Source organism: Thiobaca trueperi (genome assembly GCF_004342175.1).
GTDB classification, from domain to species: Bacteria; Pseudomonadota; Gammaproteobacteria; order Chromatiales; family Chromatiaceae; genus Thiobaca; species Thiobaca trueperi.
Map to the genome: position 1 here is coordinate 280,668 of NZ_SMAO01000002.1, position 14,831 is coordinate 295,498.

At 63.7% G+C, this 14,831-nt stretch carries 15 protein-coding genes; 3 read left to right on the forward strand and 12 right to left on the reverse strand.

Translation table 11 applies throughout. From position 1 onward, the window contains the following. Nucleotides 1-85 precede the first annotated feature (85 nt). Both hldE and waaA read left to right on the forward strand, forming a co-directional pair. Nucleotides 86-1,531 (forward strand): bifunctional D-glycero-beta-D-manno-heptose-7-phosphate kinase/D-glycero-beta-D-manno-heptose 1-phosphate adenylyltransferase HldE, encoded by a 1,446-nt coding sequence (hldE, locus tag EDC35_RS04385; protein WP_279387974.1) that lies wholly within the window; start codon nt 86-88, stop codon nt 1,529-1,531. Further along, nucleotides 1,524-2,804, forward strand: coding sequence for a lipid IV(A) 3-deoxy-D-manno-octulosonic acid transferase (gene waaA / locus EDC35_RS04390; protein WP_243651426.1), 1,281 nt, complete (start codon nt 1,524-1,526; stop codon nt 2,802-2,804). The genes hldE and waaA overlap by 8 nt, the downstream gene beginning before the upstream one ends. On the opposite strand, the gene EDC35_RS04395 is transcribed toward waaA, so the two are convergent. From EDC35_RS04395 to rsxA, 12 genes are all read right to left on the reverse strand, one after another. Further along, nucleotides 2,796-3,425 (reverse strand): hypothetical protein, encoded by a 630-nt coding sequence (locus EDC35_RS04395; protein ID WP_132976024.1) that lies wholly within the window; start codon nt 3,423-3,425, stop codon nt 2,796-2,798. The genes waaA and EDC35_RS04395 overlap by 9 nt on opposite strands. A 155-nt stretch (nt 3,426-3,580) precedes the next feature. Beyond that, nucleotides 3,581-3,892 carry a hypothetical protein gene (locus EDC35_RS04400; RefSeq protein ID WP_132976025.1) on the reverse strand — a complete coding sequence of 104 codons (312 nt, stop codon included), beginning with the start codon at nt 3,890-3,892 and terminating at the stop codon, nt 3,581-3,583. Between the two features lie 32 nt (nt 3,893-3,924). Next, the gene (locus EDC35_RS04405) at nt 3,925-4,503 is read right to left on the reverse strand and encodes an isochorismatase family protein (protein WP_132976026.1); all 579 of its coding nucleotides are present in this window, start codon (nt 4,501-4,503) and stop codon (nt 3,925-3,927) included. Nucleotides 4,504-4,701: 198 nt separating this feature from the next. Then, on the reverse strand, nt 4,702-5,361 hold the full coding sequence (phoU, locus tag EDC35_RS04410; RefSeq protein WP_132976304.1) for a phosphate signaling complex protein PhoU: 660 nt from the start codon (nt 5,359-5,361) through the stop codon (nt 4,702-4,704). A gap of 78 nt (nt 5,362-5,439) precedes the next feature. Beyond that, nucleotides 5,440-6,882: a putative nucleotidyltransferase substrate binding domain-containing protein gene (locus tag EDC35_RS04415; protein WP_132976027.1), complete on the reverse strand. Its 1,443-nt coding sequence runs from the start codon at nt 6,880-6,882 to the stop codon at nt 5,440-5,442. Nucleotides 6,883-7,238: 356 nt separating this feature from the next. Beyond that, the gene (locus tag EDC35_RS04420) at nt 7,239-7,505 is read right to left on the reverse strand and encodes an RnfH family protein (protein WP_132976028.1); all 267 of its coding nucleotides are present in this window, start codon (nt 7,503-7,505) and stop codon (nt 7,239-7,241) included. A gap of 181 nt (nt 7,506-7,686) precedes the next feature. Further along, nucleotides 7,687-8,355, reverse strand: coding sequence for an electron transport complex subunit E (locus EDC35_RS04425; protein WP_132976029.1), 669 nt, complete (start codon nt 8,353-8,355; stop codon nt 7,687-7,689). Between the two features lie 74 nt (nt 8,356-8,429). After that, complete coding sequence (rsxG, locus tag EDC35_RS04430) at nt 8,430-9,068, reverse strand: electron transport complex subunit RsxG (RefSeq protein WP_132976030.1); 639 nt, start codon at nt 9,066-9,068, stop codon at nt 8,430-8,432. Continuing rightward, the gene (locus tag EDC35_RS04435; protein WP_132976031.1) at nt 9,065-10,156 is read right to left on the reverse strand and encodes an RnfABCDGE type electron transport complex subunit D; all 1,092 of its coding nucleotides are present in this window, start codon (nt 10,154-10,156) and stop codon (nt 9,065-9,067) included. The genes rsxG and EDC35_RS04435 overlap by 4 nt, the downstream gene beginning before the upstream one ends. 1 nt (nt 10,157) lies before the next feature. Next, on the reverse strand, nt 10,158-11,648 hold the full coding sequence (gene rsxC, locus EDC35_RS04440) for an electron transport complex subunit RsxC (RefSeq protein ID WP_132976032.1): 1,491 nt from the start codon (nt 11,646-11,648) through the stop codon (nt 10,158-10,160). A 5-nt stretch (nt 11,649-11,653) separates the two neighbouring features. After that, complete coding sequence (gene rsxB, locus EDC35_RS04445; protein WP_132976033.1) at nt 11,654-12,184, reverse strand: electron transport complex subunit RsxB; 531 nt, start codon at nt 12,182-12,184, stop codon at nt 11,654-11,656. Further along, nucleotides 12,184-12,759, reverse strand: a complete 576-nt coding sequence (gene rsxA / locus EDC35_RS04450; RefSeq protein ID WP_132976034.1) for an electron transport complex subunit RsxA — start codon at nt 12,757-12,759, stop codon at nt 12,184-12,186. The genes rsxB and rsxA overlap by 1 nt, the downstream gene beginning before the upstream one ends. Nucleotides 12,760-13,186: 427 nt before the next feature. Between rsxA and nifL the strand changes: the two genes are divergently transcribed. After that, complete coding sequence (gene nifL, locus EDC35_RS04455; protein WP_132976035.1) at nt 13,187-14,827, forward strand: nitrogen fixation negative regulator NifL; 1,641 nt, start codon at nt 13,187-13,189, stop codon at nt 14,825-14,827. Nucleotides 14,828-14,831 lie beyond the last annotated feature (4 nt).

The window sequence follows — 14,831 nt, forward strand, 5'->3', positions numbered from 1 at the left end:
GCGAGCGGATATGTACCGTATATTGTACATGCTCGACATTTGAGACGATCGATATTCCGCAAACCAAATTGACGATGATGACTCGGTGGCGACTTTGAATCCGACCCGTCCTTCCGTTTTTCCCGACTTCACCCAGGCCCGCGTGCTGGTGGCCGGCGATCTGATGCTCGACCGCTACTGGACTGGAGCGACGCGGCGCATCTCGCCCGAAGCACCGGTGCCGGTGGTGCATGTCGCCGGGGTCGAGGATCGGCCCGGCGGGGCGGCCAATGTCGCGCTCAATCTGGCGGCGCTCGGGGTGCAAACCGCGCTGGTCGGGGTCACGGGTACGGACGAGGCGGCGGACATTCTGGCCGCCCGACTGGCCGGGCAGGGCATCGCGGCGGGGCTGCATCGGCGCGCCGATGTGCCAACCATCACCAAGCTGCGGGTTCTGAGCCAGCATCAGCAGTTGATCCGGCTCGATTTCGAGCAGTCGCTGGCGCCCGAGGGCGAGGATCCGCTGCCGGCGCTGGTCGCGGAGCGGCTCGACGGGGCCGATCTGCTGCTGCTTTCAGATTATGCCAAGGGCACGCTTGCCAATCCGCAGCCGCTCATTGCGGCGGCTCGCGCCCAGGGCAGGCCGGTGCTGATCGATCCCAAGGGGCGCGATTTCAGCCGTTATCGTGGCGCGACCCTGCTGACACCGAATCGCGGCGAGCTGGAAATGATCGTCGGGGTCTGTCTCGATGACGCCATGTTGGTCGAAAAGGGCCAGCATCTGCGTGCCGAACTGGAACTGGATGCCCTGCTGGTGACACTGGGTGAGCGCGGTCTGCTGCTGTTGCGGGCGGACGCGCCCGCGCTGCATCTGCCGACCCAGGCGCGCGAGGTGTTCGACGTGACCGGCGCGGGCGACACCGTGATTGCCACCCTGGCGGCGGCGCTGGGTGCGGGCGTGGCGCTGGAAGATGCCTGCGCCCTGGCGAATTGCGCGGCGGGGCTGGCGGTGGGTAAGCTGGGCACGGCGACTGTCGGCGCGCCCGAACTGGAGCGGGCCTATCGTGGCGTCGAATGGCACAGCGTGTTGGATCAGGAGGCGCTGATCGCGGCGGTCGCAACCGCCCGCGCGCGCGGCGAGCGGGTGGTGATGACCAACGGTTGTTTCGACATCCTGCATGAAGGCCATGTCGCCTACCTCCAACAGGCACGGCGGCTGGGCGACCGGCTGGTGGTGGCGGTCAACGACGATGCGTCGGTGCATCGGCTCAAGGGGCAGGGCCGTCCCATCAATGGGGTCGCGCAGCGCATGGTGGTGCTGGCCGGGCTGGCCTCGGTGGACTGGGTCTGCCCCTTCAGCGAAGACACCCCGGAATCGCTCATTTGCCGCGTCAAGCCGGACCTGTTGGTCAAGGGCGGCGACTATCGGCCTGACGACATTGCTGGCGCCGATTGCGTGCGCGCCAATGGTGGCGAGGTGCGGGTGCTCGATTTTCTGCCGGGGCGTTCGAGCAGTCGGATCATTGAGGCGATTGGCAGATTGTATGACTGACGTGAATATGACCCTCGGCCTCTACACCTTCATCCTGCGCCTGCTACTGCCTGTCGCGCTGCTGCGGCTGATCTGGCGCAGCCTCAAATCACCGGACTATCGTCAGCGGATCGGCGAGCGGCTGGCCTGGGGGCGGCCCGCACCGTCGGCTGACCTCTGGATCCATGCCGTCTCGGTCGGTGAGGTTCAGGCCGCCGAGCTGCTGATCCGTCAGCTTCTGGCCCGCGAACCGTCCAGACGCATTCTGGTCACGACCACGACGCCGACCGGTGCGGCCCGGCTGCGTGAGCTGTGCGGCGAGAGCGTCGCCCATCGCTATACGCCTTACGATCTGCCGGGAATCCTGCATCGCTTTCTCGATCAGGTGCGGCCCGCGCTGGTGATCGTGATGGAAACCGAGATCTGGCCCAATACCCTGGCGGCCTGCGAGCGACGGGGCATGCCGGTGATTCTGGCGAACGCCCGGCTGTCGGCGCGCTCGGCACGCGGCTACGCCCGGCTTACCAGTCTGACCCGCACGACCCTGGCGCGTTTTGCCTGCATTGCCGCTCAGAGCGAAGCCGATGCGCGGCGGTTTATCGCACTCGGCGCGGATCCGGAGCGGGTGCGGGTGACGGGCAGCATCAAATTCGATCTGCGTCAGCCGGCCAGTCTGCTCGATCAGGCGGAATCGATGCGGCGCGCCTGGGGAGTCGGGCGTCCGGTCTGGATCGCGGCCAGCACCCATGAGGGCGAGGACGGGCCGTTGCTGATGGCCCATCGGCAGGTGCGGGTACGGATTCCCAACGCGCTGCTGGTGCTGGTGCCGCGTCATCCCGAACGCTTCGAGCGGGTTGCCGCGCTCGTCATGCGTCAGGGTCTGACGCTGGTCCGGCGTAGTCGTCAGGATGTCTGTCGCGACGATACGGCGGTGCTGTTGGGCGATACCATGGGCGATCTGCCGGTCTTTCTCGCGGCCGGAGACGCTGCCTTCATCGGCGGCAGTCTGGTGCCGACTGGTGGTCACAATCTGCTGGAGGCGGCGGCGGCCGGGGTGCCGGTGGCCATTGGTCCGCATACCTTCAATTTTGCGACAATCACTGAGTTGATGGTGGAGGAGGGTGCGGCAGTCCGCGTCGTGGATGCCGATGAGCTGGCGGCGCTGATGACCGACTGGCTCGGCAACACGCCCCTGCGCGCCCGGATCGGCGAGCAGGGGCGGGGCGTGGTCGAGCGCAATCGGGGGGCGCTGGAGCGGCTGATCGCTTTGATTGATGAATGCCGGTCAGTCTGAATAGAGTGCGTCGGCGATCCAGGCGCCGAAGACACCCGAGGTCACGACGAAGATCCGGCTGGCGGCGGCGGCGGCGGGCGAGATGATGGGCGCTGCGGTTTCGATGCTGACCGCCAGCGGCAGGGTTCCCAAACCATAGGTCAGGACGTTCACGGCGGCGATCCCAACCAGGGCGCCGGTCGCCAGCACCAGCGGATAGAGGGGATCGGGTTGAGCGGGCGGGGTCGGGTTCGGGATCTGAGTGGTTGGTGCGTCTGCGGTCTGGACGTACAGATAATGAGCCGCCAGGGCGCTGCCGCCAGCCGCCAGGGCCGCCAGCAGACGACTGCCCAGGGCGATATCCACCGGCGTGCCGGCCAGGACGCCAGTCACGAAAGGGACCGAACTCAGCGGGTAGGTCAGCATGTTGAACGTCACAGCACCCACGATGGCACCAGCGCCGACCGCAAGCAGCCGGTGATCGCTGGCGGGCGCTGGCGCCGGGGTGGTCGTCGGGGTTGCGGTCGAAGCCGGGGGCGATGTCGGTGCTGACACCGGCGGTTCGGCATGGCAGGTTTTCAGCGGCAGCCATCCGCCGAACATCAGGATGGCGATCAGAACCGGCGTCTTGATTCCACGCATGTGATACCTCGCTGTGGCGCCTTCAGGGCTCTTGGTGCAACGCAGTTTGCAATTTCATATCTTCGAATATCTTAAACCGCGCCAGCCCTGACAATCATCGAATCTGTCGGGATTGACCAAAACCAAAAAGCACTGCATACCGCGCCGGTCGCGGTTTAATGATCATAAATCCAGTTGGCGATCCAGGCGCCTGTCACGGCGCTGGTGACGGCATAGATCCGACTGATGCCGACTGACACCTCTGCCGCGATCACCGTTTCCGATGCGACTGAGCCTGCCAGGAATGGAAAGCCGGCGGCTCCGAACAGCAGCCCCTGGGTGACCACCACGCCGGCAATGGCGCCGAGACCGATGACATAGGGGTAGACGGTTCCGGACAGCGGCGGCGGCTGTTCCGCCGCTTGCGCCTGGACCGCTGGCGGCAGACAGACCAGAAGCATCATGAGAATCGGCAGGGTTCGGCGCATGGGATCACTCCAGCGTGATGCAGCAGAGAAGGTTACTTGAAAAGCGACCAGACCTCGCGGAACTGTTCATCCGACGAATCGCCGATCCACTCGAAGCCGACCGATTCGGTACAGACGACCTGGATTCCACCCTGACGCATGCGTTGCAGCACATTCTCCTGATAGAAGGCGGTGCGCGAGAGGATGGCGTCGGCGGGCACGAATACCTGATAGCCCCAGCGTTGCAGGCCGGAGACGGTTTGTGCAATACAGATATGGGCCTCCATGCCAACCACGATCAGTTGGCGACGCTCCGGGTGGGCCGAGATGTGGCGCTCGAAACCGGGGGCGGTGCAGCAGGAAAAGGCGGTTTTTTCGGTGGGGTCGGTGTCATCAGGCAGATTGGCCTGAATGGCCTGGATGATGGGGCCAAGCCCTTTCGAGTAATGCTGGGTGGCGATGATCGGGATCCCCAGGATGTTGGCCGCCGTCATCAATCGGTTGATGTTGGCGACGACCCGCTCCACCTCGTCAGACGGCATGGCGGCGGCGAGGCGTTCCTGAGCGTCGATGATGAGGAGCTGCGAAGCCGTCCGCTGACACAGCGGCATCTGGGTCGGATGGGTGCTCATGCTGGATGTCCTCCGTTAAACCGCGCCGACTGCGGTATGCGATGTTTTTGATTGGATCGATCTTGGCAGCATCGACGATGGTCGGAGCTGGCGCGATTTAAGATATTAGAATATTTTGAAACGCGCCGACGAAAAAGCTTGTGAGTTCACGCAAGGTTAAACCAGTCCACGCACTAGGCCGATCGCCTCAGGCACGTTTCAATCGAGATCCGGTGTCTGTCCGCAGGCGACATAAACGGTTCGTTCTGCGATATTGGTCGCGCGGTCGGCGACCCGCTCATAGTTGTGTACGATCCACAGCAGATAGGTGCCCGTGGCGGCAAATCCGGAATCCGCGCGCATGCGCTCGAACACCTGTTCGATGATGCTGTCCTCATCGCGATCAACCTGCTCTTCACTGGCGACCGAGGCGCGCGCGGTCTGTTCGTCGCTGTTCGAGGTGAAGGCGGCGAGCGCCTCGGCGAGCATCTCGATGGCCACATCCGCCACGGCGATGATCGATGCCACCGATTCGGGCGGAAAAGGGGTCTCGCCATGTTTGAACATGATCCGCGCCACGTCGGCGGCATAGTCGCCGATGCGTTCCAGTTCCGAGACCAGCTCCATGCAGGCGCCGACCGCGCGCAGATCCGCGCCCGCTGGCTTGTAGGCGGCGAGGGTCACCAGACATTCCTGTTCGAGCAGGCGGCGCTGTTGATTGATGCGGGCGTCGTCTTCGATGATGCGTGCCGCCAGGGCCAGATCATGCCCCGCGAGGCAGGTCACGGATTGACGCAGTGCGGCGATGACCATTGATCCCATGCTGTTCACGGCGGCTTGCAGTTGGGTGCGTCTTTTCTGAACCAGATTCTCGGTCATCTTGGTTTCCTCGTCTCGCTCAGGGGGCTCGGGTTGATAGAGAGCAGGCGTCAGCATCCAGCAGGGATCCGGCACGTTTTACCGACTCACCTGATGGAGATGAAAACGGCTGCGCAGGAATTCCTGGACGTTTTTGACCTCTTCCAGAGCCAGTCGCAGACGCCCTTCCTCAATGCGGTTCAGATGATTGAGTGGCAGATAATTGCTTGGTTCCCGGCCCTGTTCGAGTGACAGCAACTGGGCGCGCAGGCGCAGGGTCACAAGGAAATCGAACGCGGCGATCAGGTTGTCGCCCTGACGTGATGTGAGAATACCGGCCTGCTGGAGTCCGCTGACGCGATCGCGGGTGCGGCCATCCGTGATGCCGGCCTGGAGCGCCATGGCCTTGACGCCTTCGGTGATGGCGAAGATGCCGGCTTTCTTGAGTTCGATGCTGCCACGGTGCGGGAGACGCCGCTCTGCCTTGATCCCGCCGAAAAAGTTGAGCGGCGGCTTGAAATTCACGGCATTGGAGGCGCTGTGGATGAGAAAGAGATTGTTCCGGCGCAGCAACCCGATGATGTGCTGCTTGAGCGACTGCTCGAAGGATTCATCGCCATAAAGGGTGCGCAGGTCGAAGAACATGCTGCCGGCGAGGATGTGGTCGGGCGTGGGCGTGTGCAGCCATTTTCCGAGCACCTGCATCCAGTCACCGAGCGAGCGCCGCCAATCCGCATTTTTGGCCATGATGCCACCGCTACAGGCGGGCATGCCGATGCCGATCAGATTGTCGATGAGATCAATGCTGAAATCCCGCAGCCGATCCAGCTCGTCGGGCGTCAGATCGTCGGCATAGACGATGGCATTGTCCTGGTCGGTTGCCAGTGTCTGCTCGCGACGTCCCTCGCTGCCCAGTACCAGAAAGGCGAAACGTCCGGTGAGGTCGGGATAGCGGGCGGCGCGCACCAGTTCGATCAGGCGCACCAGGAGCCGATCATTCAGCAGCGCCACGGTCTGCACCAGATCCCTGGTCGCAACACCCGTGCCCATCAGATGGATCACCAGTTGTTCCATCCGCAGACGCAGCATTTTCAGATCCTGCGTGCTTTCGGCCTCCTCGATTTCTTTCATGAGCTGCTGCGGCGAGCGGCTTTGCAGACGCAGCGCGTCCGAATCAGTGACAATGCCGCAGAGCGATCCGGCGTCATCGACCACGCACAGTCGGTGGATGCCCCGCCGACTCATGAGGTGGAGCGCCTCGAACAGATAGTCGTTTTCGCGGATCGTCACCAGCGGGCTGTTCATGATGTCCCGCGCACGGAGTTCGAGCGGACTCAATCCCTGTGCCACCACCTTGTTGCGCAGATCGCGATCCGTCACCATGCCGACCGGCTTCTGACTGGCGCAGACGACGACGCTGGAGATGTTATGCGCACGCATCATGTCGGCGACCTCGACCAGGGCTTGATCCTGTTCGCAGGTGACGACATCACGATGGCAGAGTTGACTGACGGGGGTAAAAAAAACGTTTTCAACGGACATGTGCGCCTCGAAGCCGGTTAGGTTGGAACCCCGGTCGATACGGGCGACGCGATCAGGCGGGTTCTCCTAAGCCCACTTTATCTCAGCGGACGATTTGACGCGAGATTTGAACGCTGGCACCTGAGTCGGCTGTTTGGCATCCACCATCAGCAACAGCCCGTTGGCGATGTTTTGGTCACATTACACCGATGCGGTCGTTGTCGTAATCGTCGTCGGCTTGCGAATCTTCGATGACGACAACGACAACGATCAGAAAGGGTCTCGGAACCTCTGCGCGGCTGTGCAAGACAGCCACTCGCGGCAGCCCATTACCCCCTTTGGGGTTAACCCAAAGCCCCCGCTTTGCGGGTGGATTTTTACTCGTCCCGATCACGCCGCTCGACGGTTTCCGGGTCGGCGGTGATGGGGCGGTAGATCTCGACCCGGTTGCCGTCGCTCAGTTTGGCATCCAGCGTGGTCAGCTTGCCGAAGATGCCGACCTTGTTCTGACTCAGATCGATCTCCGGAAACTGCCCGAGCAGACCGGATCGCTCAATCGCCTCGCGCACCGTGCTGCCGTCCGGCATGTCCAGCTTGAGCCAGGTCTGTTTGAATTTGTCTGCGTAGGCGACGCCGATGTGCATAGTTTTAGCCTCTAAAAAATCGGTTGAACCGCAAAGGCGCAAAGGACGCAAAGTTTTTCAGTGAGTCGATACCATCGTTGACCGGCGATGTCTTTTGCGCGTTGCTTGACAAGTCATGGCTTTGCTTTGCGCTCTTCGCGCCTTTGCGGTTCAAGATGACCGACGTTTGCTCCAGTCTCCGTTATTTGCGCATCGCGCGCCGATCGATCAGCCGCTTGCCAGCGAGCAGGAAGCCGAGGGCGACGAAACCTCCGGGCGGGAGGATGGCGAGCAGGAAGCCGCGATAGTCGGGGATCAGGGTCAGTTCGAGAAAGGACATCGCCTGACCGAGCAGCAGTGCGGCGCCGGAAAAGAGCGTGCCGCTGCCGATGATCTCGCGCACACCACCCAACACCATCAACACGATCGTGAAACCCAGTCCCATCATCAGACCATCCAGCGCCGCCGCGCCGACGCCGTTCTTCGAGGCGAAGGATTCGGCGCGACCGAGAATGGCGCAGTTGACCACGATCAGGGCGATGAAGAGCCCCAGCACCTTATGCAACTCATGGGCGTAGGCGTTAAGCCCCAGGTCCACCAGTGTGACCAGGGTGGCGATCACGACGATATAGACCGGGATGCGAACCTCCGGGGTCACGACATTGCGGATCAGCGACACCAGGATATTGGAGACGATCAGCACCGCCGTGGTTGCCAGTCCCATGCCCAGGCCATTGGTCGCCGTGCCGGTGACCGCCAGCGTCGGACAGAGCGCCAGGGTCTGACTGAGGATCACGTTGTTCGACCAGAGTCCGTCGCGGGTGATACGGCCCCATTGGATACCCTTTGGTGTTTTGAGTGCTGTCGTCATAGTGGCCGCCGGTTAATCAGTTGGCAGTTGGCAGTCAGGATAGGAAAAATGATTTTAAAACCCTGTCCATCCTGTTAATTCTGTCTATTTCCTGGCGATGCCGTGAGTACCGCGCGATTGGTCGCGAAGAACTCCAGCCCGCCTTTCAGCGCGCGCACCACGGCGCGCGGGGTGATGGTGGCCCCGCTGAACTGGTCGAAATCGCCGCCGTCTTTTTTGACGGCCCAGCGTGCGGGCGGCGGGTCGCCCAGCGACCGGCCGTCGAAGGCCAGGATCCAGTCGCCTTTGGCAACCTCGATCTTGTCGCCGAGTCCGGGCGTTTCCTTGTGCGCGAGCACCCGCGCGCCCAAGACCTTGCCGTCGGCGGCGAGCCCCAGGATGACGTCGATGTCGCCGGCATAGCCTTTGCCCGTGACCTGGAAGGCGACCGCCGTGACCCGATCCCCGGCGAGCGCCCGGTAGATCTGAACCGGTGTGCCGTTGGCGTCGTTCAGGGTGACGGTGTTGGCGAGCAGATCGTTGTCATGCAGCGCCGGGGGGATGACCTGGGCCAGTGAGGCATTCATATCCTCGGCATGACGCTGGGCGATGGGCTCGCGTGTCACCCGGTCGGCGACGACCAGCAGCGTGGCGGCCATGGTCACGGTCACGCCGAGCAAGAGCCCCTGATAGCCGATGCCTTGGCGGAATTCGCTCCAGGTAGTCGCGTTCATCGGCTGATCTCCGCCTCGTCGGCATATTCAAGTGGCTCGCCTTGACGGTCGCGTCCGTAGACGCGGGGGCGGACATAATGGTCGATCAACGGGGTGCAGGCATTCATCAGCAGCACCGCGAAGGCGACGCCCTCGGGATAACCGGTCCAGGTGCGGATGACATAGACCAGCAGACCGCAGCCAGCGCCGAAGAGGATCTGTCCGCGTGCAGTGACCGGCGACGTGACCAGATCGGTGGCGATGAAGAAGGCGCCGAGCAGGCTCGCGCCGGAGACCAGATGATAGAGCGGCCCGGTGTAATGCGCGGGATCGATCAGGTGCATCAGGGTCGCCGCCAGGGCCAGCGTGCCGAGCATGGCGAGCGGGATCTGCCAGGTGATGACGCGCTTGTAGAGCAGCAAGAGTCCGCCGAGCAGGATCAGCAGCGCGGAACCTTCGCCCAGACTGCCGGCGAGCGTGCCCACGGAATCCGCGACCGGCGAATAGAGATTCGGCAGGATGTCCGAGAGCAGATGCCCCTGACCCAGCTCGGTCCGCACATGACCGAGCAGGGTGGCGCCGGAGAAGGCGTCGGGAAACTGTCCGCCGAAGGTGATGGCGAGTCCCTGCTGCCAGTCCGGGCTGCCTGCCGCGAACAGCGGGGCCGGATTGACGAAGCGGGTCAGCTCCAGCGGAAAGGCGATCAGCAGCGCGACCCGACCGACCATCGCCGGGTTGAAGAGGTTCTGACCGATGCCGCCGAAGACATGCTTGGCGATGACGATGGCGATGAATCCGCCGACTACCCCGGTCCACCAGGGCGCCCAGGGTGGCAGCGTCATCGCCAGCAGCCAGCCGGTCAGGACTGCCGAGCCATCGAAGAGAAAGGGCCGGATCGGCTTGCCGGCGATCCGCAGACAGGCCGCCTCGGCCACCAGCACCGTCGCCACAGTGACCAGAAAGAGATAGATCGCCGGCCAGCCGAATTGCCAGAGGCTGAACAGGGTCGCCGGCAACAGGGCCAGCATCACCAGCCCCATGGTGCGCGAAATGCTGACGCGCTCGTGGGCGAAGGGGCCGGCGCTGGGCGCTGGGGTTTCGATACTCATCTCAGACCTCCGTCTCGGCTGTTGCAGCCTGTGTCGTTGCCGCCGCCTTCTTCTTGGCGTCGGCCTCGCGCTTGCGCGCCGCCATCGCCTCGCGCTTGGCCTGCTGGATCGCCTCGATCCGCGCCGCGCGCTGCTCGATCAACCGTTTGGTCTCGGCCTGTTTCTGCTTGGCGCGTCCGCGCGCGGCCATCTCGCCCTTGGCATAGTTGAAGAACTGCACCAGCGGGAGATTGGCCTGACAGACATAGGCGCAGGAGCCGCAGCCGATGCAGTCCATCAGACCCAGACGCACCGCGCCCTCCAGATCGGCGGCGCGGATCCGCGCCGCAAGCTCCAGCGGCAGCAGACCGCAGGGGCACGCCTGCACGCAACTGGCGCAGCGGATGCAGGGCATGGGCTGGCTCAGACTGGTTTCGGCGGCGGTCAGCGCCAGCACGCCGTTGCTGCCCTTGACCATGGGGACACGGGCGCTCGGCAGTGGCTGGCCCATCATGGGGCCACCGCTGACCAGACGCGCCGGTTCCTCGCGGAAGCCGCCGCAGTGATCGAGCAGATTCTGCACCCGCGTTCCCAGCAGGACACGCAGGTTGCGCGGCTGGGCGATGGCCCCGCCGCTGACGGTGACGACCCGCGAGACCAGCGGATAGCCGAAGCGCAGCGCCTCGTGCACCGCGAAGGCGGTCGCCGGGTTATGGACGACCACCCCGATGTCGGCGGTCAGGCCGCGCGCTGGGGTCTCGCGTCCGGTCAGGGTTTGCACCAGGTGTTTCTCCGACCCCATCGGATAACGGGCCGGCAGGCGCGCGAGGCGGATGGTCGGATCGATGGATGCAGCCACGGCCATCGCCGCCTGGGCCTCGGGCTTGTTGTTCTCGATACCGATGATGATCTGCTTCACGCCAAGCGCGTGGGCCACGATGCGGATGCCATCGACGATGGCGTCGGCCTGTTCGCGCATCAGACGATCATCGCAGGTGAGATAGGGTTCGCACTCGGCCCCATTGATGACGAGCGTGTGCAGCCGGTATTTCTTACGCAGATTGAGCTTGACCGCCGCCGGGAAGGTCGCACCGCCCAGGCCGACGATGCCGGCGGCGCCCACGCGCGCGGCGATCTCATCGGGATCAAGCGCGAAGGGATCGGCGACACCCTGGATCTGGTCGCCCCAGCGATCCTCGCCGTCGGGCTGGAGCGTGACGGTGGGGACGGAGAGACCGGAGGCGTGATGGGCGGGATAACTGCCGACACCCATGATGCGTCCCGAGGTGGGTGCATGTACCGGGGCCGAGATCACACCCTGGCCCTGGGCGATCAGATCGCCCTTGGCCACCCGCTGACCGCGCCGCACCGCCGGGCTGGCAGGCGCGCCGATATGCTGCTGGAGCGGGATATGCAGCAGGGCCGGCAGCGGCAGGTCTTCAATGGCCTGCCCGGCGGCGAGCTGCTTGCGGTCGTCCGGGTGGATACCGCCACGGATCCTGAAGAGTTTCATGGTCTTTATCCCTCCAGGATCGGTTTGGGCCAGAACCAGGTCTGTAGCGTCGCGGTCAGCGGGCGCATCTCGATGCATTCGGTCGGGCAGACATCGAAACACATCTCGCAACCGGTGCAGGCATCGGCGAAGACGCTATGAATCATATTATTGGCGCCCATGATGGCGTCGGTCGGGCAGCGCTTGAAACACTTGGTGCAGCCGACGCAGAGGTTTTCGTTGATGTGCGCGATCATTGGTGGTTTATCGGCCACCCCGGAGAGATCCGCTGTGACCCCCAGCAGGGCCGCCAGTTCCTCCGCCAGCGCCCGACCGCCGGGCGGACAGAGCGTGATGGGCGCCGCGCCCGAGGCGATGGCCTCTGCCGCCGGCCCGCATCCCGGATAACCGCATTGACCGCATTGCGAGCCGGGCATCAGTGCCGTGACCTGTTCGGCCAGCGGATTGCCCTCGACCTTGAGATAGCGCGCCGCGACCCCGAGCAGCCCGCCCAGCGCCAAGCCGAGAATGGCGAGACTGATGATTGGAATAAGCATCAGGCCAACCCCGCGAAACCCATGAAGGCGAGCGACAACAGCCCGGCGACAATGAAGGCGATGGGCGTGCCGGCAAAGGCGGCGGGCACCTGCACCAGCGCCAGACGCTCGCGCAGGCCCGCGAACATCACCATGACGAGTGTGAAACCAAGCGCCGAGCCGAATCCATAAAGCGTGCTTTCCAGAAAGCCATGCCCCTCCTGCGCATTCATGAGCGCCACGCCCAGCACCGCGCAGTTGGTCGTGATCAGCGGCAGATAGATGCCGAGCACCTGGTAGAGCGAGGGGGAGATCCGGCGCACCGCCATCTCGGTGAACTGCACCACCGAGGCGATGACCACGATGAAGGTCAGGATGCGCAGGAAGCCGATGTCCAGCGGTTCCAGGATGAGATGCTCCAGCAGCCAGCCGGCCACCGAGGCCAGAGTCAGGACGAAGGTCGTCGCCAGCCCCATGCCGAGCGCCGAATCGAGTTTGCTGGAGACCCCCATGAAGGGGCACAGCCCGAGAAACTTGACCAGCACCACGTTGTTCACCAATGCGGTGCTGAGGATCAGCATGAGATAGTCGCCCATCTGTCAATCGCCCTTGCGTGTCGAACCTGATATGCAGAATTTAAAGCAATAAAAATGCCATTTGCGACGAAAGTCGCCCGCCCCTGATCGTGGCATGCGTTATTCGCACGCCAGGCAACCGCAATACGGCGCCAAGTGAGGATTTGTAAACAATGACTTGGCTTGGGTCGGCGGATGCCTCAGGGACTGTCGCCAACCCGGTGCGATGCCGAAGAACCTGGATTGACGCCAACCGGGGCCATCGCCGTGACCGGGCGATCCGGCTTGTGCCGCAGCGAAAATGTTAGAAAATCGACAATGCTTGGTTTATGGCATGTAAGCTAATGAGGCATGATGTCGGTTCGAGGCGCAATGACCCCCGTTAGCCAATTCGCAAACGCCGCCTGCGCCTGATCGACGTACTGACCACTGACCAAAGGAGAACGCCGTGCCGGTCCGACAGCCCCCGGAGTCTGCCCAACAGGCCGCGATCAATGCACTGGGCGAATTCATCGCCTCGCCGCCCACTGGAACGCCGCCGGATCTGGTCGAGGCGCTTGCCCTCATGAGCGGCAATGCGTCGGACCCGCTGCCGCCGCGACTCTTTTTCGAGGCGGTCGAGCAGTCGCCGATTGCGATCTCGATCACTGACGCCAGGGCGACCATTCTGTACGCCAACCGCGCCTTCGAGACCCTCACCGGCTACAGCCGTGAGGAGGTTCTGGGACAGAATGAAGCCATTCTGTCCAATAACGCGACCCCGGCCAGCGTCTACCAGCATCTGTGGCGGACCATTCAGCACAAGCAGACCTGGAGCGGCACCCTGGTCAACCGCTCCAAGCAGGGCAGCGATTATCTGGCCGAGCTGACCATTTCGCCGGTGCTGGATCGGAATGGCGATCTCCAGTACTTCCTGGGCATGCACCGCGACGTGACCAAGGTTCACGAGCTGGAAGGCGCGCTGCGTCAGCAGAAGGCGCGGATCGAGACCGTCCTGGATGCCGCGCCCGTCATCATCGTGCTGCTCGACAGCAAGGGTCGCGTCATTCTTGACAACCAGGATTACAAGAAGCTGCTCGACGATCTTCACGGGCGGGAGCCGGTCGAGGTCTTGCGCACGGCCATCAGCGAGCAGCTTGGCGTCGATGCCCTGGCGTCCTGTCTCGCTGGTCAGGGCTTCAAAAACATTGAGATCAGCATCGATATCCCCGGTCATCCGGGGCCGCGCTGGTTCGCCTGTTCCGGCACCCCGGTCGATGAGTCCGATCCGACGGCACGGAGCTATTTCGGCCATCAGGGCGCCGGAGACCGTCGTCTACTGCTCCTGGCCAACGAGATCACCGGGCGTCGGCGCGAGATCGAGCGGGCGCATCTTGAGCATCTGCGCGCCCGTCTCGCCGAGCAGCAGTTGATGCATGGCATGCGCGAGGCGCTGGCCGCCGCCATCTATCAGATCCAGGGGCCGCTGAATGTCATCAACGCCGCCGCCGGCATGCTGCGCAGCGGCGCGGGGAATGTCGAGGCGCTGGCCGGGATGCTCGATCAGATCAGCGGCTCGGGTGCGAAGGCGCTGGCGACCCTCAACGCGGCGCTGCCCGAAGGGCCGCGCGAGGCCGGGGTCATGGTCAACGTCAATAAACTGCTGCGTCAGGTGCTCGAACTGGAGACCCGGCGTCTGCTGGCCGCCGGCATCGTCGTCGACTGGCGACCCGCGACCGTGCTGCCCGAACTGACCGGTCACAAGAATCAACTGCGCGCCATGTTCAAGCATCTGCTGGACAACGCCATTCAGGCGCTGAACGAGTCCGGCAAGTCGCAGCGCGAGCTGCGCCTGACCACGCGCCAGATCGATCATGGGGTGGAAATCGAGATCCAGGACAATGGATCCGGCATCGCCCCCGAAGATCGCTACCGCGTCTTCGAGCCTTTCCATATTGGCTGGCGCAATCGTCGCGGCCGGGCCGGAATGGGACTGGCGCTCGCTCAGGAGATCGTCAACGCCCACGGCGGATCGATTGAAATCGATGCCGGGCAGACCGAAGGTTGCCTGATTCGTTTGTCCCTTACTGCCGTTCCGCCGGATGACTGACTGG

Excerpts from the sequence above, each read along its gene's own strand:
- EDC35_RS04405 (WP_132976026.1), bottom strand. The coding sequence starts at position 4,503 with ATGAGCACCCATCCGACCCAGATGCCGCTGTGTCAGCGGACGGCTTCG.
- EDC35_RS04420 (WP_132976028.1), bottom strand. The coding sequence starts at position 7,505 with ATGCACATCGGCGTCGCCTACGCAGACAAATTCAAACAGACCTGGCTC.
- rsxB (WP_132976033.1), bottom strand. The coding sequence starts at position 12,184 with ATGCTTATTCCAATCATCAGTCTCGCCATTCTCGGCTTGGCGCTGGGC.
- waaA (WP_243651426.1), top strand. The coding sequence starts at position 1,524 with ATGACTGACGTGAATATGACCCTCGGCCTCTACACCTTCATCCTGCGC.
- EDC35_RS04435 (WP_132976031.1), bottom strand. The coding sequence starts at position 10,156 with ATGAGTATCGAAACCCCAGCGCCCAGCGCCGGCCCCTTCGCCCACGAG.
- EDC35_RS04425 (WP_132976029.1), bottom strand. The coding sequence starts at position 8,355 with ATGACGACAGCACTCAAAACACCAAAGGGTATCCAATGGGGCCGTATC.
- rsxC (WP_132976032.1), bottom strand. The coding sequence starts at position 11,648 with ATGAAACTCTTCAGGATCCGTGGCGGTATCCACCCGGACGACCGCAAG.
- rsxA (WP_132976034.1), bottom strand. The coding sequence starts at position 12,759 with ATGGGCGACTATCTCATGCTGATCCTCAGCACCGCATTGGTGAACAAC.
- phoU (WP_132976304.1), bottom strand. The coding sequence starts at position 5,361 with ATGACCGAGAATCTGGTTCAGAAAAGACGCACCCAACTGCAAGCCGCC.
- rsxG (WP_132976030.1), bottom strand. The coding sequence starts at position 9,068 with ATGAACGCGACTACCTGGAGCGAATTCCGCCAAGGCATCGGCTATCAG.
- EDC35_RS04400 (WP_132976025.1), bottom strand. The coding sequence starts at position 3,892 with ATGCGCCGAACCCTGCCGATTCTCATGATGCTTCTGGTCTGTCTGCCG.
- EDC35_RS04415 (WP_132976027.1), bottom strand. The coding sequence starts at position 6,882 with ATGTCCGTTGAAAACGTTTTTTTTACCCCCGTCAGTCAACTCTGCCAT.
- EDC35_RS04395 (WP_132976024.1), bottom strand. The coding sequence starts at position 3,425 with ATGCGTGGAATCAAGACGCCGGTTCTGATCGCCATCCTGATGTTCGGC.